Raw genomic sequence first — 16,412 nt, forward strand, 5'->3', positions numbered from 1 at the left:
CGGCCTGTCTCGGCGGCGAGGATGGGCGTCGCCGACCCGCACGGTCTTTCGCCACATTGCTCGGCCGTTGCGCGATCCTGCTCTTTACCGGGCCGGATCAGGGGGCGCGCTGGCGGTACTCCCCCGGCGTGCAGCCCGTCACCCGCTTGAAGGCGGTGCCGAACGCGGCCTGGCTCGAGAACCCGGACGACAGCGCCACGTCCACCAGCGGCAGCTTGCGCTCGGCCAGCAGCCGGCGCGCCCGTTCCAGGCGCTCGGCACTGACGAAGCCGTAGGGGGTCTGGCCGGTGACCCGCTTGAACAGGCGGGCGAAGTGGAACGGGCTGAGGCAGGCGGCGGCGGCGAGTTCGGTCACGGTCAGGTCGCGGTCGAGGTTGTCGCGGATGAAGGCGATCGCCCGCTGGATGCGCTCGGGGCAGTCGTGGTCGCCGCACAGGGGGTCGGCTCCGTCCGGCCGGTCGTGCCCGTAGGCCTGGGCCACCCGCGCCGTGAGGGCGAGGGCCGCAGCCTCGACCATCATGCGGCCGGCCGAGGTTTCCTGCATCAGCTCGCCGAGGATCGACAACCCGATCTGCCGGATCAGCGGGTCGGGCACATCGGCGAGGTAGCGCACCGTGTCGGCCCGGATGCGGGCATCGCCGTAGAGGCTCGCCAGGGCGCTGAAGCGCTCCGCCGGCAGGTAGATGTGCAGGATCTCCGTCAGGGGCGCCGAGATGTTGATGTCGTCCTCGCCGACGCCGACCGGGCAGAGCCAGATCGTGCCGGCCTCCACGGCGGTGCGCTGCCGGAGGCCGGCCCCCTTGCGGGTGACCCGGGCACCCGGGTTGCGCCGCGTCGCCAGGGTGATCTCCATCTGGGTCGGGACGATCGCCGGCAGGTCGCCGGCCGGGTGGGAGCGCAGCTCCGCCGCGACGCCCTGCCAGTGCCGTCCGCGGGAGGAGGCGAGCAGCCCGGCCTTGGGAAACTTGTGGGCGCCATGCCGGTGGAGATCCATGCGCGCACCGTGCAATCCATGCGTCGATCGCGCCATTATACAGGTGTATCGGAGACCCGTGGGCAGGGCCCCGCTACCCTGGCGAGCCCAGGTGGATGATGCGGATGCGGCAGGTATTTTCGCGGTGGCCGAGCCGGGCCACGCCATCGGCGCGGGTGGAGCGCGCCGTCGGCCGCGATTCCGACGCCCAGGGCATCGACGATGACCGCCTGCCCGCCTGGATGCTGGCCGAGCCGGACTCCCGGGCCGGGGCGTGGCTCCGGGCCTTCGGCCGCGCGGTCCCGCTGGTGCTGGTGCCCGCCGCCCTGGCCTATGTGGCGGGTGCGAACCGGGACGATGCCGACGCGCGCCTCACCGGCGCTGTCGCGGCGCTCGCGATCGTTGGAGCCACGATCCTGGCGGCGCGGCTGGCGCAGGCGCGGGCCGCCAGCGCAGCCAGCCTCGAGGCCATCTTCGAGCGGGCCGGCATCTCGATGTGGCGCGAGGATTGGAGCGCCGTCGGCGACGCCGTGGCGGCGTTGCGCCGGGCCGGCGTGGTCGATCTCGAATCCCATTTCGCCGCGCGGCCCGAGGCGCTGCGTGCCCTGCGGGCGCGGGTGATCATCCGGGACGTGAACCGGTTCACCGTGGAGGAGACCGGCGCCGCCGGCAAGGACGCCTATCTCGGCCCCCTCGACCGGCTCCTGCCCGACACCGACCAGACCTTCGTGCAGTGGTTGGTGGCGTTCGGCCGGGGCGACCGCTTCTTCCGGTCGGAGGCGCATGTGGTGCGGGCCGACGGCCGCGGGGCCGACATGCTGTTCACCGCCATGCTGCCGCGGGACCGGGCCGGTTTCGCCGACATCCTGGTCACGGCCCTCGACGTGACGGGCTTCAAGCAGGCGCAGCAGCGCTTCGCCGTCGCCGACACCGAACTGGCGCGGGCCTCGCGCATCACCACCGTCGGGGCGCTCAGCGCCTCGATTGCCCACGAGGTCAATTCCCCGCTGGCCGCCATCCTGGCCAACGCCCAGGCGGGCCTGCGCTGGCTCCGGCGCCCGCAGCCCGATCTGGCCGAGGCCACGGCGGCGCTCGACGACGTGGTCGCCGAGGCGAGCCGCGCCCGCGACGTGATCGCCCGGACCCGCTCGTATCTCGGCAATGCCCCCCGCGCCTCCGCGCCGGTCGACCTCCTGCGGGTGGCCCGCGAGGCCAACCTGCTGGTGGAGGGCGAATTGCGGCTGCACCGCGCCGCCGTCCACATCGCCGCCGAGGGCGAGATCCCGTCGATCGCGGCCGACGCGATCGGGCTGCAGCAGGTCTTCGTCAACCTGCTCCTCAACGCCGCGCAGGCGATGGCGGAGGCGGACGGCCCGCGCGACATCACGGTGACGATCCGGGCCGCCGGCAGCCAGGTGGCGGTCGACGTGATCGATACCGGCCCGGGCATCGCCCCCGAGCGGCGCGCCCGCATCTTCGAGCCGTTCCACTCGACCAAGGCGGGCGGCATGGGCATGGGCCTCGCCATCTGCCGCAACCTCGTCGACGCCCATGGCGGCGACCTGTGGGTCGATGCCGGGCCGGGCGGCGGGGCCGCCTTCCACTTCTGTCTGCCGGTCGCCGCGTGACCGAGATCGCCCGCGAATTCCCCGCCCAAACGCCCATCGTCGCCATCGTCGACGACGATCCGGCCATCCGCGCGGCCCTGGCCCGCCTGACGCGGGCACTCGGCTACGCGCCGGCCCCGTTCGCCGGGGCCGAACCGCTGCTCCGTGCCGGCCCCTTCTCGCCCGAGGCGGACGGATCGACCATCGCGGTGGTGATCACCGACGTGCAGATGCCGGGCCTCAGCGGCCTCGATCTCCTGCGCATCCTGCACACCCGCCATCCGGCGCTGCCGGTCATCGTCATGACGGCCTATCCCAGCGAGGCCAACCGGGCCCGCGCCCTCGCCTCCGGCGCCTTCGCCTATCTGGCCAAGCCGTTCGACGCCGAGCAGTTCGAGGGTTGTCTCCGCTCCGTCCTCGGTGGCGCCCCGATGTCCTGACGGTTCCGCTGCAAACGCCCAGGTTTCGCGCGACGGTGGTCCGTATCTTGTGTACGTGAGAGACTGTATTCGCGCTCTCATGCAAGATGACCGAAGCAACCGTTCATATCGTCGACGATGATCCAGCGTTGCGCGGCGCGCTCATCCGGTTGTGCCGCTCGGCCGGTCTCGCCGCGGTGGGCTACGGCGATGCGGCCGCCCTCGTGGCGGCTCCGGCCCGGAGCGGCCCCGCCTGCATCCTTCTCGATGTGCGCCTCGCCGACGAGAACGGCCTGAGCGTGCAGGAAGCTTTGCGCGCGGCGGGCAGCACCGTGCCGGTCATCTTCCTGACCGGCTACGGCACCATCCCGATGACGGTGCGGGCCATGCGCGGCGGTGCCGTCGAGTTCCTGACCAAGCCCGTGATGGCCGACGTGCTGCTCGACGCGGTCCAGCGGGCGCTGGCGGCCGACGCGGCCGCCCTCGACGCGCGCCGGACCCGGGACGCGCTGTCGGAGCGCTTCTCATCCCTCACGCCGCGCGAGCAGGCGGTGATGGGTTGCGCCATCGGCGGCCTGATGAACAAGCAGATCGCCGCCGAACTGGGGATCACCGAGATCACCGCGAAGGTCCACAAGCGGCGGGTGATGGAGAAGATGCAGGCCCGCTCGCTGGCGGACCTCGTGCGCATGGCCGATCAGATCGGCTTCGCAGCGACGCGCCAGCGCTGAGGCGGCCGTGCTGAGGCGGCCGTGCTGAGGCGACTGTCCGGCTTGCGGCGCAGAAGCAAACCACGCCGGTATTCTTCAATCGTGGCCCTTGCGACGGCCGTCACATGCCGATGATCCGTCGCCACGCGGGGATCGCCCCGCAGGAGGATGTCGAATGAGCTGGCACAGTGCAGACGATCCGATTCCGGGCGACCGCTTCACCTGCGACGCGATCAAGACCCTGATCGTGCCGCGCTCGCGGGATCTCGGCTCCTTCGCGGTGCGGCGCGCCCTGCCGTCGACCGAGTGCCGGATGGTCGGCCCGTTCATCTTCTTCGACCAGATGGGTCCGTCCGAGTTCCTGCTCGGCCAGGGCATGGACGTGCGGCCCCACCCGCATATCGGCCTCTCGACGGTGACCTACCTGTTCGAGGGCGAGATCATGCATCGGGACAGCCTCGGCACCGAATTGCCGATCCGCCCGGGCGAGCTGAACTGGATGACGGCCGGTCGCGGCATCACCCATTCGGAGCGCACCGGCGCGGACCTGCGCCGGACCGGCTCGACCCTGTTCGGCCTCCAGAGCTGGGTGGCACTGAGCGGCAGGGACGAGGAGACCGCGCCCGCCTTCGCGCATTACGAGGCCGAAGCGCTGCCGATCCTCAGCGGCGAGGGCAAGACCGTCCGGTTGATCGCCGGCGAGGCCTTCGGCGCGAAATCCCCGGTGCGGACCTCGAGCCCGATGGTCTATGCCGACGTGATGCTGGAGGCCGGCGCGGTGCTGCCCCTCGACCCAACCTACGACGAGCGCGCGATCTATACGGTCTCGGGTGCCATCGCGATCGCCGGGGACGGGTTCGGCCCGGGCCAGCTCCTGGTGTTCCGGCCGGGCGACCGGATCAGCGTACGGGCGACGGAGGCCTCCCGTTTCATGGTGCTGGGCGGCGAGCCGATGGACGGCCCGCGCCACCTCTGGTGGAACTTCGTCTCTTCGCGACCCGAACGGATCGAGCAGGCCAAGGAGGATTGGCGCCAGGCCCGCTTCGACACCGTGCCGGGCGAGTCCGAGTTCATCCCCCTGCCCGAGCAGCCGGCCCCGGTGCGCTACCCGTGAGCCGGCCTCCCGCGCCTCAGTAGCCGAGGGCGCAGCCGTCCTTGCGCGGGTCGGAGCCGGCGGCGCGGATGCCCGTCTGCGGGTCGATCCAGATGATCTGGCCGCCGCCGATGGGGACCGGGGCCGGCACCGTGACGTGACCGCGGGCCGCCAGCGCCTCGGCGAGCCCGTCCTCGAAGCCGCCCTCCAGCTCGATGCCGCCGCCATAGGCGAAGCTGCGTGGCGCATCGAGGGCTTCCTGCACGTCGAGGCCCCGGTCGATGATGCCGGTGAGCAGCTCGACATGACCCATGGCCTGGTAGTGCCCGCCCATCACGCCGAAGGGCGCCACCACGGCGCCGTCGCGCATCAGCATGCCGGGGATGATGGTGTGCATCGGGCGCTTGCGCGGCGCGATGGTGTTGGGGTGTCCGGGCTCGACCCGGAACGAGAAGCCGCGATTGTGCAGCAGCACGCCGCTCTCCGGCGCGGTGATGCCGCTGCCGAAGCCCTGGAAGATCGAATTGATCAGCGAGATCGCGTTGCCGTCGCGGTCGACCACGCAGAGATAGACCGTGTCGGTGTGCCGGATCTCCGGCCACAGCACCGGCTCCTGCGCCCGGGTCATGTCGATGGCGCCATGCGCCCGCGCCTGCCAGGCCTGGGACAGCAGGTGCTCCACCGGCACGGCGTTGACCACGGGATCGGCGAAGAGCGCGTCGCGGTGGTGGTAGGCCTGCTTGCAGGCCTCGGCGAAGAGATGGACCCGGTCGACCTCGGACAGCGCGCCGACGTCGTATTGCAACAGCACGTTCAGCATCATCAGGGCGGCCAACCCCTGGCCGCTCGGAGGACATTCGTAGACGTCGTAGCCGCGGTAGCGGGTTGCGATCGGCGTCACGTATTCGGGCGCGGCTCCAGCGAAATCCTCGAGCGTGTGCAGGCCGCCGAGGGCGCGCAGACGCGCCACCATGTCCTCCGCCACCGGTCCCTCATAGAAGCCGGACGCGCCGTGCTCGGCGATGCGCCGCAGGGTGGCGGCGAGCTTGGGGTGGCGCATGGTGGTGCCGACCTTCGGCGCCTCGCCGTCGATCAGGTAGGCGGCGGCCGAGCCGGGATCGGCCCGCAGCTTGTCGCGGTTGCGGGCCCAGTCGTAGGCGACGCGCGGCTGGACCGCGTAGCCCTCCTCGGCGTAGCGGATCGCCGGCTGCAACAGTTCGCTCAAGCTGCGGGTGCCGTGGTCGGCGAGCAGCCGCGCCCAGGCCGCGACAGCGCCCGGCACGGTGACGGCGTGCGGCGAGGTCGCCGTGATGGCGACCTCGTTCGCCACGTACCAGGCATCGTGCGCGGCGGCCGGGCTGCGGCCGGAGCCGTTCAGCGTGATCGGGACGGCCGTCCCCTTCGGGGCGTAGAGCGCGAAGCAATCGCCGCCGATGCCCGTCATGGCCGGCTCGACCACGCCCTGCACCGCCACCGCCGCTATGGCGGCGTCGACGGCGTTGCCGCCGGCCTTCAGGATCTCGATGGCGGCCAGCGAAGCGAGCGGGTGCGAGGTCGCGACCGCGGCCTCCTGGGCATAGACGGGCGAGCGCCCCGGCTTCGAGAAGTCTCTCACGGCGATCGATCCTTGAAGGGTCAGGAATAGCGGGTGTCGGCGACCCAGTGGCCGGGCACGACCTCGACCAGGCCGCCCGTGGCGTTCGGGTCGGCAGGCGGCAGGAGGGAGGCGGCGCGCAGGCGGGCGCGCTCCTCCACCGGGTTCGGCACCGGCACCGCGCTGAGCAGGCGCCGGGTATAGGGGTGGCGCGGGTCCTCGTAGAGGGCGTCGGCCTCGGCCATCTCGACGATGCGGCCGTGCCACAGCACGGCGACGCGCTGGCACAGGTAGCGCACCATGCGCAGGTCGTGGGAGATGAACAGGTACGAGATGCCGAGCTCGTCCTGGAGGTCCTGCAGCAGGTTGACGACCTGGGCCTGGATCGAGACGTCGAGGGCGGCGATCGGCTCGTCGGCGACGATGAAGCTGGGTTTCAGCGCGATAGCGCGGGCGATGCAGATGCGCTGGCGCTGCCCGCCGGAGAACTGGTGCGGGTAGCGCCGGGCGAAGCGCGGATCGAGCCCGACCCGGGCAAGCAGGCCCTCGACCTCGTCGCGGCGCTCGGCCCGTGCCATGGCCGGACGGTGGAGCTTGAACGGCTCGGCCACGTAGTCGCCGATGCTCATGCGCGGGTTGAGCGCGGCGTAAGGGTCCTGGAACACCATCTGGATGCGGGCGCGCATCCGGCGCATCTCGCCGGCGGAGAGCTTGGCCAGATCCGTACCCTCGAAGGCGACGGTGCCGGCGCTCGGCGGATTCAGCATGGTGACGGCGCGGCCGATGGTGGATTTGCCCGAGCCGGATTCGCCGACCAGCCCCAGGGTCTCGCCGGGCCGGATGTCGAAGCTGACATTCTCCACCGCCCGGAACACCGAGCCCTTGCCGCCCCACCAGCTGCGGAGCGGGTAATGCTTGCTGAGATTCCGCACCGAGAGCAGCGGATAGCGATCGACCGGTTCGGGCGTCATCGGGCGGAGCCCTCGGCGGCGAGTAGCGCCGGCAGGTCGTACCAGGCGGCGACGAGGTGGCCGGGCGCGGCCCCCGGCGCCTGGGCGAGCGGGGGCGCCTCGTGCAGACAGCGCGGGGTGGCGTAGGCGTTGCGGGCCGCGAAGGGATCGCCCGCCGGCGGATGGCGCATGTCGGGGGGCGCACCCTCGATCTGGTGCAGGCGCCGGCGTCCGGCCCGGCCGCGCGTGAGGTCCGGCAGCGAGCGCAGGAGTCCCAGCGTATAGGCGCTGCGCGGATCGCGAAACATGTCGTCCACGGGGCCGCGCTCGAGGATGCGGCCGGCATACATCACCTGAACGGTGTCGGCGATGCCCGCCACCACGCCGAGATCGTGGGTGATCCAGATGATCGCCATGCCGATCTCACGCTTCAGCTCCTGCACCAGGGCGATGATCTCGGCCTGTACGGTGACGTCGAGGGCGGTCGTCGCCTCGTCGGCGATGAGGAGCTTCGGGCGGCACGACAAACCGATGGCGATCATCACCCGCTGGCGCTGGCCGCCGGAGAATTCGTGCGGGTACTGGTCGAGGCGCGCGCCGGCATTCGGGATGCGCACGAGGTCGAGGAGGTCCCGGGCGCGGGCGCGGGCCGCCCGCCCGTCGAGCCCGAGATGGATGCGCAGGGGCTCGATGATCTGCGCCGCCACGGTCATGCCCGGGTTGAGCGAACTCATCGGGTCCTGGAACACGAAGCCGATCTGGCCGCCCCGGATCTTTCGCAGGGCCTTCTCCGGAAGACTGAGCAGGTCGCGGCCCTCGAACAGCACCTGCCCGCCGGTGATCCGGCCGGGCGGGCGCGGGATCAGCCCGAGCATGGCCAGCACGTGGACGCTCTTGCCGGACCCGGATTCGCCGACGATGCCGAGGGTCTCGCCCTCCTTGAGCGCGTAGGACACGCCGTTGACCGCGTGGACCGCGCCGCCCTCGCTGTCGAAGGCGACGCCGAGGTCACGCACGTCCAGCAGGGTCTTCGGGCTGTCTTGAACCATCGCCTGCGCCATCGTCAGGTCCTCTGCCTTGGGTCGAGGGCATCGCGCAGGCCGTCGCCCAGGAGGTTGAAGGCCAGCACCGCGAGGAAGATCGAGGCCCCGGGCCAGATCGCCATCCAGGGCGCCTGCTCGAGGAAGTTCTTGGCGACGTTGAGCATCGAGCCCCAGGACGGCTCGGGCGGCTGCTGGCCGAGGCCCAGGAACGACAGGCTGGCCTCGGCGATGATCGCCGCCGCGATGGTCAGGGTCGCCTGGACCAGGATCGCCGGCACGATGTTGGGCACGATGTGGCGGAGCGCGATGCGCCAGGGCGGGTTGCCGACGGCACGGGCCGCCTCCACGAACTCCTCCGCCGCCACGGCCTGCACCTGCGCCCGGGTCAGGCGCACGAAGGTCGAGGTCGCCGACAGGCCGATCGCCACCATGGCGTTGGTCAGGCTCGGGCCGAGGAAGGCCGCGAGCGCGATGGCGAGGATCAGGAACGGGATCGCCAGGAGCGCGTCGGTCAGGCGCATGATCAGCATGTCGACCACGCCGCCGGCATAGCCCGCGATCAACCCGAACGGCAGGCCCAGAGCCACCGCGAGCGCCACCGAGGTCAGGCCCGCCCCGAGCGAGGCGCGTGCCCCAAAGACGATGCGCGACAGCACGTCGTGCCCGACCTCGTCGGTGCCGAACGGATGCGCCCAGCTCGGCGCCGAGCGGATCGCGCCCCAGTCGGTGGCGATGGGATCGTAGGGCGCGACCCAATCGGCGAAGATCGCCATCAGGATCAGCGCCACCACGATGACGAGGCCCACCATGGCGGTGCGACGCGCGGCGAGGCGCGCCCAGAATTCACGGACCGGGCCGGGTTCGGCGCGGAGCACCGGCGCGGATGCCGGCAGGGCGACGCCGGTGGGAGCGAGGGCGGCTTTGGTCATGGGGCCTCCCTGTGGACGCGGTTCCACCGGCCCCCTTTCCGCGATGGCATCGCGAACGCAGATGCCGCGACGCTGTCATTCCGCGGCGCCGCAAGCGAGCCCGGACCCGAAGGGGCGCGCCAGCGGCGTGCAATCCAGAGCCGCCGACGGCGTGAAATTCTGCACCACCTGCGTTTCTGGATCCCGGGCTCCGCTCCGCGGCCCCGGGATGACGCGGCGCTCCATGGGGGCTTCTCGTACGACACCGCATGGATGAGCCTACCCTGCCAGGATAGGAAGGCGCCCGCGCTTGCTCGTCGTTCATGCCGATGCATTGGAAAAGCCGCCATGCTCACGCGCGCCTCAGCTTCGGATTGACGAAGGCGGCTAGAAGGTCCGCCGCGAGGTTGAGCAGGACGTAGGTGGTGGCGGTGCAGATCACGACGCCCTGCACGGTGGCGTAGTCGCGGTTGAACACCGCATCGACCATCAGCTTGCCGAAGCCCGGCACCGAGAACACCTGCTCGGTGAGCACCGCGCCGGAGAGGAGCTGCCCGAATTCGAGGGCGCCCAGGGTGATGATCGGGATCGCCGCGTTGGGCAGGGCGTGGCGCAGGATCAGGCGCAGCGGCGAGACGCCCTTGGCCCGGGCGGTGCGGACGTAGTCCGATCCCAGCACGCCGAGCATCGCCGCGCGGGTGTGGCGCATCATCACCGCCGCGATGGCGTTGCCGAGCACGAAGGCCGGCATCGCCATGGCGCGCAGGTTCTCGGATAGGCTCTCGAAGGGCGAGACGTAGCCCGAGGCGGGAAGCCAGCCGAGCTGCACCGAGAACAGCAGGATCATCAGGATGCCGAGCCAGAAATTCGGCACCGACAGGCCCCAGAGGGCGATGCCGTTGGCGAGGGTGTCGGCGGCCTGCCCCCGCTTCACCGCCGACAGGATGCCCATCGGCACGCCGATCGCGAGCGCCACCAGCATGGCGAGGCAGGCGAGTTCGAGGGTGACCGGCAGCTTCTCCACGACGAGATCGAGCACCGGCTTCTGCAGGCGGATCGACTCGCCGAGATCACCCTGCAGCACGCCGCCGGCCCAGAGGGCGTAGCGCACCGGCAGGGGCTGATCGAGGTGGTACTTCTGCCGGATGAAGGCGATGACCTCGGGGTCGCGCTCTTCACCGGACAGGGCCGTCGCGGTGTCGCCCGGCAGCAATTGCTGCAGGGTGAAGATGATCATCGAGGCGATCACCAGGGTGGGGATCGCGAGCGCCAGGCGCTGGACGAGGAAGCGCAGCATCGGCCGGGCCCCCGCCTCAGTTCAGCGTGAGGCCGGTGAAGCGCACGAGGCCGTCGGGATAGGGCGTGAAGCCGGTGAGCTTGGTGCTGTAGGCCCAGAACAGCTTGCGGTGGAACAGGTAGATCAGCGGCCGGTCGGCCATCACCCGGTCGGCGAGGTGCTTCCAGGCCTCGGCGCGCTGGCCGGGATCGACCGTGGCACGCTCGGCGGCGAGGGCGGCGTCCGCTTCCGGGTTGCAGTAGCGGGCGTAGTTCAGCGGCGTCTTGCAGGCGAGGAAGCTGAAGGTGTTGCCGTCCGGATCGGGCCGGCCGCTCCACGAATAGAGGTAGGCGTCGAAATTGCCCTTGTCGGCGGCGTCCAGCGCCGTGGTGAAATCGGTGGCCTGGAGCTTCACGTCGAAGCCGGCCTCGCGGGTCATCGCCTGGATGACCTGGCCCACCTGGGGCGCCTCGTTGTTGGCGTAGACCGTCAGGGTCACGCTTGGCTTCGGCACGCCGGCCTCCGCCAGCAGGGCTTTCGCCTTGGCCACATCCCGCTTGGGGATCGGATAGGCCGGAACGTAGGCCGGGTGCTTGGGCGAAACCCACTGGTTGCCGGGCAGGAACTCGCCGCTGAATACCACCTGGTTGAGGGCGTTGCGGTCGATGGCGAGGTCGAAGGCGGCGCGCACGCGCGGGTCGGCGATGGTCGAGCCGGCCCTGTTCGGGTTGAACACGATGGACTGGAAGCCGAGCTCGATGGTCGAGCCGACCTTGAGCTTCGGGTCGCGGCTCACCTGCGGCAGGTCGGTGGGCGTCAGGCGCTCCAGCAGGTCGAGTTGGCCGGCGCGAAGGTTGGTCAGCCGCACGGTGCCGTCGGGAATCGGCCGGAACTCGATGCGCTGCAGGTGGATCTGGTCCTTGTTCCAGTAATCGGCAAAGCGCTCGACCACGATCCGGTCCTGCGGCACCCGCTCGACGAACTTGAACGGCCCGGCGCAGACCGGCGCCGTCGAGAACTTGTCGCCCAGGCGTTCGGCGGCCTTGGGCGAGACCATCATGCCGGCCCGGTCGGTGAACTGCGCCATCAGGGGCGCGAACGGCGTCTTGAGGAAGATCTTGAAGGTCAGGTCGTCCACGACCTCGACCCGGTCGATCGGCGCGATCTCGCCGCGCCGCTGCGAGCCGGCCAGCTTCATGTGCCGCTCGAGGCTGTACTTCGCCGCGGCCGCGTCGAGCTTCTCGCCGTCATGGAACAGCACCCCCGGCCGCAGGGTCATGGTGAGGGTCTTCTGGTCGTCCGACAGGCTCCAGCCGGTGGCGAGCTGCGGCACCGGCTTCAGGTCGGGGCCGATATCCACGAGCTTGTCGCACAACGCCGCGAAGACCATGCGGCCGGCGAAGGTGCGGGCCAGCGTCGGGTCGAGGGCGTCCGGGTCCTCCATCAGGCCGAAGCGCAGGGTTTGGGCCTGCGACGTCCCGACAAGACCAGGAGACAGCGTGGCAATGCCCGCAACGAGACCGGCAGCGAACAAACGCAGCATCAAGCTTCCTTCAGAACAGGGATCGGTCCGGATCGCAGAGCCGCCGCACGGGAGGGCCGATCGGCGCGAGCCGGGAAGACGTTCGAAAGTGCATACATTATCCGTGCCAGGGGAGCGCTTGGCAACGGCTGGGACGCCGGGAGGCGGCGTTCGGATGTGGGAGGCGCAAGCAATCAGGGTCGCCTGCCTGAAGCAGCCAAGGCTATTCGTAGCTGTGACGCACCGTCATTCCGAGTCGTCGGAGGCGAGCCCGGAATCCAGAGCCGCCGGACAGCGCCCAACCTCGCGATCCCGATGGATTTGGATCCTGGGCTCCGCTTCGCGGCCCCAGGATGACATTCCGGGTGATGACATTCCGGGGCTTGCCGGAAACTCAAGCGTTCTTCACGTTTCACCACACCGCCACCTGTCCGTCGCGGCGGGGATCGCTGGCGCCGACATAGCCCTCGGTGCCGGGGTCGCCCATGCGCCAGATGAACTGGCCGGCGCCGAAATCCTGGTAGCTGTCCTGGATCACGTCGACCCGGTGGCCGCGCGCCTGCAGGCCCTGCAGGGTCGCGGCCGGCATGGTCGATTCCGCGTTGATCTCCAGGCCGGCGTTGAAGCGCCAGCGCGGCGCGTCGCAGGCGGCCTGCGGGTTCTGGTGGTGGTCGATCATCCGCACCAGGGTCTGCAGGTGGCCCTGAGGCTGCATGTTGCCGCCCATCACGCCGAAGCTCATCACCGGGGCGCCGGCTTTCGTGAGGAAGCCCGGGATGATGGTGTGGAAGGGGCGCTTGCCGGGCGCCACCCCGTTCGGGCTGCGCGGGTCGAGCACGAAGCCGTAGCCGCGGTTCTGCAGCGACAGGCCCCATTCGGGCACCACCACGCCGGAGCCGAAGCCCATGAAGTTCGACTGGATGAAGCTCACCATCATGCCGGATTCATCGGCCGCGGTGAGGTAGATGGTGCCACCACGGACCGGATTGCCGGCGCCGAAATCCTGGGCCCGGCGCGGATCGATCAGCTTGGCGCGCGACGCCAGATAGGCGGGGTCGAGCATCGCCTCCGGGGTCACCTCCATGGTGCGCGCGTCGGCGACGTAGCGGTAGGTATCGGCGAAAGCGAGCTTCATCGCCTCGATCTGGAGGTGCTGCGCCTCGGGTCCGTCCACCGCGAGGCCGGCGAGGTCGAAGGATTCGAGAATGCCGAGGGCGATCTGGGCGGCGATGCCCTGCCCGTTCGGCGGGATCTCGTGCAGGGTGTAGCCGTGATAGTCCTTGGCCGTCGGCGTCACCCATTCGGGCCGGAAGGCAGCGAGATCCGCCACCGTCATGGCGCCGCCATGAGCCGCGGCGTGGCGCGCCATGGCCTCGGCGATCTCGCCCTCGTAGAAGGCGCGCCCCTTCGTCTCGGCGACGGCCCGCAGCGTCCGGGCGATGCCCGGCAGAGTGACGCGCTCGCCCACATGCGGTGCGCGGCCGTGGGGCAGGAAGGTCTCGGCGAAGCCGGGCTGGCTCACGAGATCGGCGACCTTCGCGGCGGCCGCCCATTTCTGCTGCACCACCACCGGGGCCAGATAGCCGCGCTCGGCGATCTCGATGGCGGGCTGGAGCAGGTCCCCGAAGGGCAGCTTTCCGAAGCGCTCGCTCAAGGCGACCCAGGCGGCGACGGCGCCCGGCACCGTGACGGAATCCCAGCCCCGCATCGGCGGCCGCTCGGCCGCCCCGTATTTCCGGGTGAAGTAGTCGGCGGTCCAGGCGGCGGGCGCCCCGCCCGAGGCGTTGAGTCCGTGCAGCGCCTTGCCGTCCCACAGGATGCAGAAGGCATCCGAGCCGAGACCGTTGCTGCACGGCTCGGTGATGGTCTTGGCCGCCGCCGTGGCGATGGCGGCATCGACGGCGTTGCCGCCCTGCCACAGCATGCGGATGCCGGCCTGGGCCGCCAGCGCGTGCGAGGTCGAAACCATGTTGCGGCCGAAGATCGGCATCCGCACGGTGGGATAGCCGGTGGTCCAGTCGAACGGCGTCATCGGGTCGGGGTCTCGCGCATCGGAGGGTGTCCGCTGAGTGTGGAGACAAACGCCGGGGCCGCCAAGTCGCCAAATCGGCGTGCAAGTCGAAGAATGGGCGACGGGACGGAGCAGCAAGGTGAGGGAGCCGCCCCGGTTGGTCGCCCTCAGCGTTCCGTCGCCCGTTCCGGCATCAGGCGGTTGATGACGCTGTAGTTGATCGCCGTCCAGAACTCGGACGTCTCCGGATCGGCGATCACGTTCTCCGCCGCCTCGATCACGGCATGGTCGGCCGTCACCAGGAAGTCTTCGACGTCGTTCAGCGAATCGAAGGACAGGACCGAGATGCCGTCGATCTTCGAGCCCTCAGGATCGGCCTGGGTCGCGCCGAACGGATGGAGCTGGGCGTAGCGGCGGACATACTGCGCGGTCGCGCCCTGCGCGCGGACGAGGTCGGCCTGCGCGTGCAGCCACGCCTCCTGGAACGCGGCGCGCGACAGGTGCGGGCGGCGCCGGTGGATCTTCACCAAGCTGACGGGATCGCGGTGACGCGCGCTCGGGATCAGGATGTATTCCCGCGCCACTTCGCGAGTCACCATGCGGAAGGCGGTCCGCTCGTCGGCGACGATGCGCTCGGCATATTGCTCCTGGCCGAGCACGGCCGCGATGTCGTCCTCGTCCGCGTAGGCGATGTAGGCGAAGCCGTCGAAGCTCGGGCGTCGGTAGGCCGGGACCTGCGCCGCCGGATCGGGCACCAGCTTGCCCACTCCGTCCACCATCGCCCGGTAGGGTGGCCGGAAGCCGGAGGACGGCCCCGAGGCGACGCGGTGGACCTGATCGTAGCGCACCACCCGGTCGTTCCGCGTGCCGGGCTCCGCATGGGCGAATTTCGGCCCGTGCACCTTGCGCCAGTATTCGTCCCAATGCTCGAAGGCGAGGTTGGGGTCGGGCTCCAGCGCCACCGCCTCGGGATGGCGCGCGGGCCGCATCACGGGCCGGCCGTCGCGGCCGACATTCGCGCCGTCGTCGCGCGGGCGCCGGGACGGCGAGGTGTCGTCGCTGCGCGAGACGAAGGTCGGCGTCACGATCAGCGGCTTGGTGGTGGAGCGGACCGCCTCCCCGTGGGGCGGCCGCTGCAGCATGTCCGAGCGGGCGAGGTCGGGGGTTCCGGCGGGATCGGTCATCGGGGCTCCTGGGTGCGGACGGGACGGCGTCGGGATTACGGGATCACCTGCTCCGCCCGCAGGCGCGCGAACAGGTCGAAGAAGGCCTCGTCGGTGGCCTGATAATCGAGGAAGCCGAGGCGCCGGCTCTTGCTCATGTCGGTGACGACTTCGATCGGCCGCCCGAGATCGGCGTCGGTGTGCCAAGCCGAGGCGAGGCGGCCGAGATCGGCCTCCTTGAGGCCGTGGCGGGCGGCAAGCTCGGCCCAGAGCGGGGCGGCCCCGTCCATCTGCTGCTCCAGGGGCAGGACTTCGCCGTCGAAGGGCGCCGGCGCCACGCCGAACCACTCAGCGATCCGGCCCCACATCCAGCTCCAGCGGAAGACGTCGCCGTCGACGATGTTGAAGGCTTCGTTGCGCGCCGCCGGCGTGGTCGCGGCCCAGGCGAGCTGGCGCGCCAGGATGCGGGCGTCGGTCATGTCGGTCAGCCCGTTCCACTGCGCCGCCGAGCCTGGGAAGCGGAACGGCCGCCCGGTCTCGCGGCACAGGGTGGCGTAGACGGCCAGCGTCACGCCCATGTTCATGGCGTTGCCCAGCGCATAGCCGATGATGGTGTGCGGCCGGTGCACGCTCCAGCCGAAGCCGTCCCGCTCGGCGGCGGCGAAGACCTCGTCCTCCTGCGCGTAGTAGAAGTTCTCGACGTCGAGGCGGCCCTGATCCTCGCGAAACGGCGTCGCCGGCAGGGTGCCCTTCCCGTAGGCCTCGAACGGCCCGAGATAGTGCTTGAGGCCCGTGACCAGGGCGACGTGCTCGACGCCGCCATTCGGCCGGAGGGCGTCGAGGAGGTTGCGCACCATCGCGCCGTTGACGCGGATGTTCTCCGCCTCCGTCGCCTGGCGCAGCCACGTGGTGATGAAGACGTGGGTCGGACGGACCTGCGCCAGGGCGTCCTTCAGGCTGTCCGGTTCGAGAAGGTCGGCCTGGACCGGGGTGACACCCGGCGAGTCGGTGGGCGGCTTGCGCGCGAGGCCGGCGACGGACCAGCCCTCCGCAACGAGATGATGCGCGAGATTGTTGCCGACGATGCCGCTGACACCGGCGATGAGGGCCGTCCTGCTCATGATGGGTCTCCGTTTTGCGTCG

14 protein-coding genes are annotated in these 16,412 nt (G+C 70.7%); 4 read left to right on the plus strand and 10 right to left on the minus strand.

Features of this window, described 5'->3' with window-relative positions:
- Positions 1–97: 97 nt before the first annotated feature.
- A complete protein-coding gene (locus J7U37_RS02895; protein WP_056484743.1) occupies positions 98–994 on the minus strand; it encodes an AraC family transcriptional regulator in 897 nt (298 codons plus the stop codon).
- Between the two features lie 104 nt (positions 995–1,098).
- Here J7U37_RS02895 and J7U37_RS02900 point away from each other — a divergent pair, with 104 nt between their 5' ends.
- The 4 genes from J7U37_RS02900 to J7U37_RS02915 all read left to right on the plus strand — a co-directional run bounded on the left by J7U37_RS02900 (position 1,099) and on the right by J7U37_RS02915 (position 4,823).
- The gene (locus J7U37_RS02900; protein ID WP_247634767.1) at positions 1,099–2,601 is read left to right on the plus strand and encodes an ATP-binding protein; all 1,503 of its coding nucleotides are present in this window, start codon (positions 1,099–1,101) and stop codon (positions 2,599–2,601) included.
- Positions 2,598–3,020, plus strand: a complete 423-nt coding sequence (locus J7U37_RS02905) for a response regulator (RefSeq protein ID WP_200935878.1) — start codon at positions 2,598–2,600, stop codon at positions 3,018–3,020. Before J7U37_RS02900 ends, J7U37_RS02905 begins: the two co-directional genes overlap by 4 nt.
- Positions 3,021–3,106: 86 nt before the next feature.
- Positions 3,107–3,730: a response regulator gene (locus J7U37_RS02910; RefSeq protein ID WP_056484747.1), complete on the plus strand. Its 624-nt coding sequence runs from the start codon at positions 3,107–3,109 to the stop codon at positions 3,728–3,730.
- A gap of 154 nt (positions 3,731–3,884) precedes the next feature.
- Positions 3,885–4,823, plus strand: a complete 939-nt coding sequence (locus J7U37_RS02915) for a pirin family protein (protein ID WP_056182149.1) — start codon at positions 3,885–3,887, stop codon at positions 4,821–4,823.
- Positions 4,824–4,839: 16 nt separating this feature from the next.
- On the opposite strand, the gene ggt is transcribed toward J7U37_RS02915, so the two are convergent.
- From ggt to J7U37_RS02960, 9 genes are all read right to left on the minus strand, one after another.
- Positions 4,840–6,417, minus strand: a complete 1,578-nt coding sequence (gene ggt / locus J7U37_RS02920; protein WP_247634768.1) for a gamma-glutamyltransferase — start codon at positions 6,415–6,417, stop codon at positions 4,840–4,842.
- A 20-nt stretch (positions 6,418–6,437) separates the two neighbouring features.
- Positions 6,438–7,367: an ATP-binding cassette domain-containing protein gene (locus J7U37_RS02925; protein WP_247634769.1), complete on the minus strand. Its 930-nt coding sequence runs from the start codon at positions 7,365–7,367 to the stop codon at positions 6,438–6,440.
- Positions 7,364–8,407, minus strand: a complete 1,044-nt coding sequence (locus J7U37_RS02930; protein WP_247634770.1) for an ABC transporter ATP-binding protein — start codon at positions 8,405–8,407, stop codon at positions 7,364–7,366. Before J7U37_RS02930 ends, J7U37_RS02925 begins: the two co-directional genes overlap by 4 nt.
- Before the next feature lie 2 nt (positions 8,408–8,409).
- Positions 8,410–9,318, minus strand: coding sequence for an ABC transporter permease (locus J7U37_RS02935; RefSeq protein WP_056182138.1), 909 nt, complete (start codon positions 9,316–9,318; stop codon positions 8,410–8,412).
- Positions 9,319–9,649: 331 nt separating this feature from the next.
- Positions 9,650–10,594: an ABC transporter permease gene (locus J7U37_RS02940; RefSeq protein WP_056484755.1), complete on the minus strand. Its 945-nt coding sequence runs from the start codon at positions 10,592–10,594 to the stop codon at positions 9,650–9,652.
- Between the two features lie 16 nt (positions 10,595–10,610).
- A complete protein-coding gene (locus tag J7U37_RS02945) occupies positions 10,611–12,116 on the minus strand; it encodes an ABC transporter substrate-binding protein (RefSeq protein WP_247634771.1) in 1,506 nt (501 codons plus the stop codon).
- Positions 12,117–12,507: 391 nt separating this feature from the next.
- The gene (locus J7U37_RS02950; RefSeq protein ID WP_247634772.1) at positions 12,508–14,127 is read right to left on the minus strand and encodes a gamma-glutamyltransferase family protein; all 1,620 of its coding nucleotides are present in this window, start codon (positions 14,125–14,127) and stop codon (positions 12,508–12,510) included.
- Between the two features lie 146 nt (positions 14,128–14,273).
- Positions 14,274–15,290: an EthD domain-containing protein gene (locus J7U37_RS02955; protein WP_247634773.1), complete on the minus strand. Its 1,017-nt coding sequence runs from the start codon at positions 15,288–15,290 to the stop codon at positions 14,274–14,276.
- A gap of 35 nt (positions 15,291–15,325) precedes the next feature.
- Positions 15,326–16,390: an SDR family oxidoreductase gene (locus tag J7U37_RS02960; RefSeq protein WP_247634774.1), complete on the minus strand. Its 1,065-nt coding sequence runs from the start codon at positions 16,388–16,390 to the stop codon at positions 15,326–15,328.
- Positions 16,391–16,412 lie beyond the last annotated feature (22 nt).

Source organism: Methylobacterium sp. 37f, from assembly GCF_023093475.1.
Lineage (GTDB): Bacteria > Pseudomonadota > Alphaproteobacteria > Rhizobiales > Beijerinckiaceae > Methylobacterium.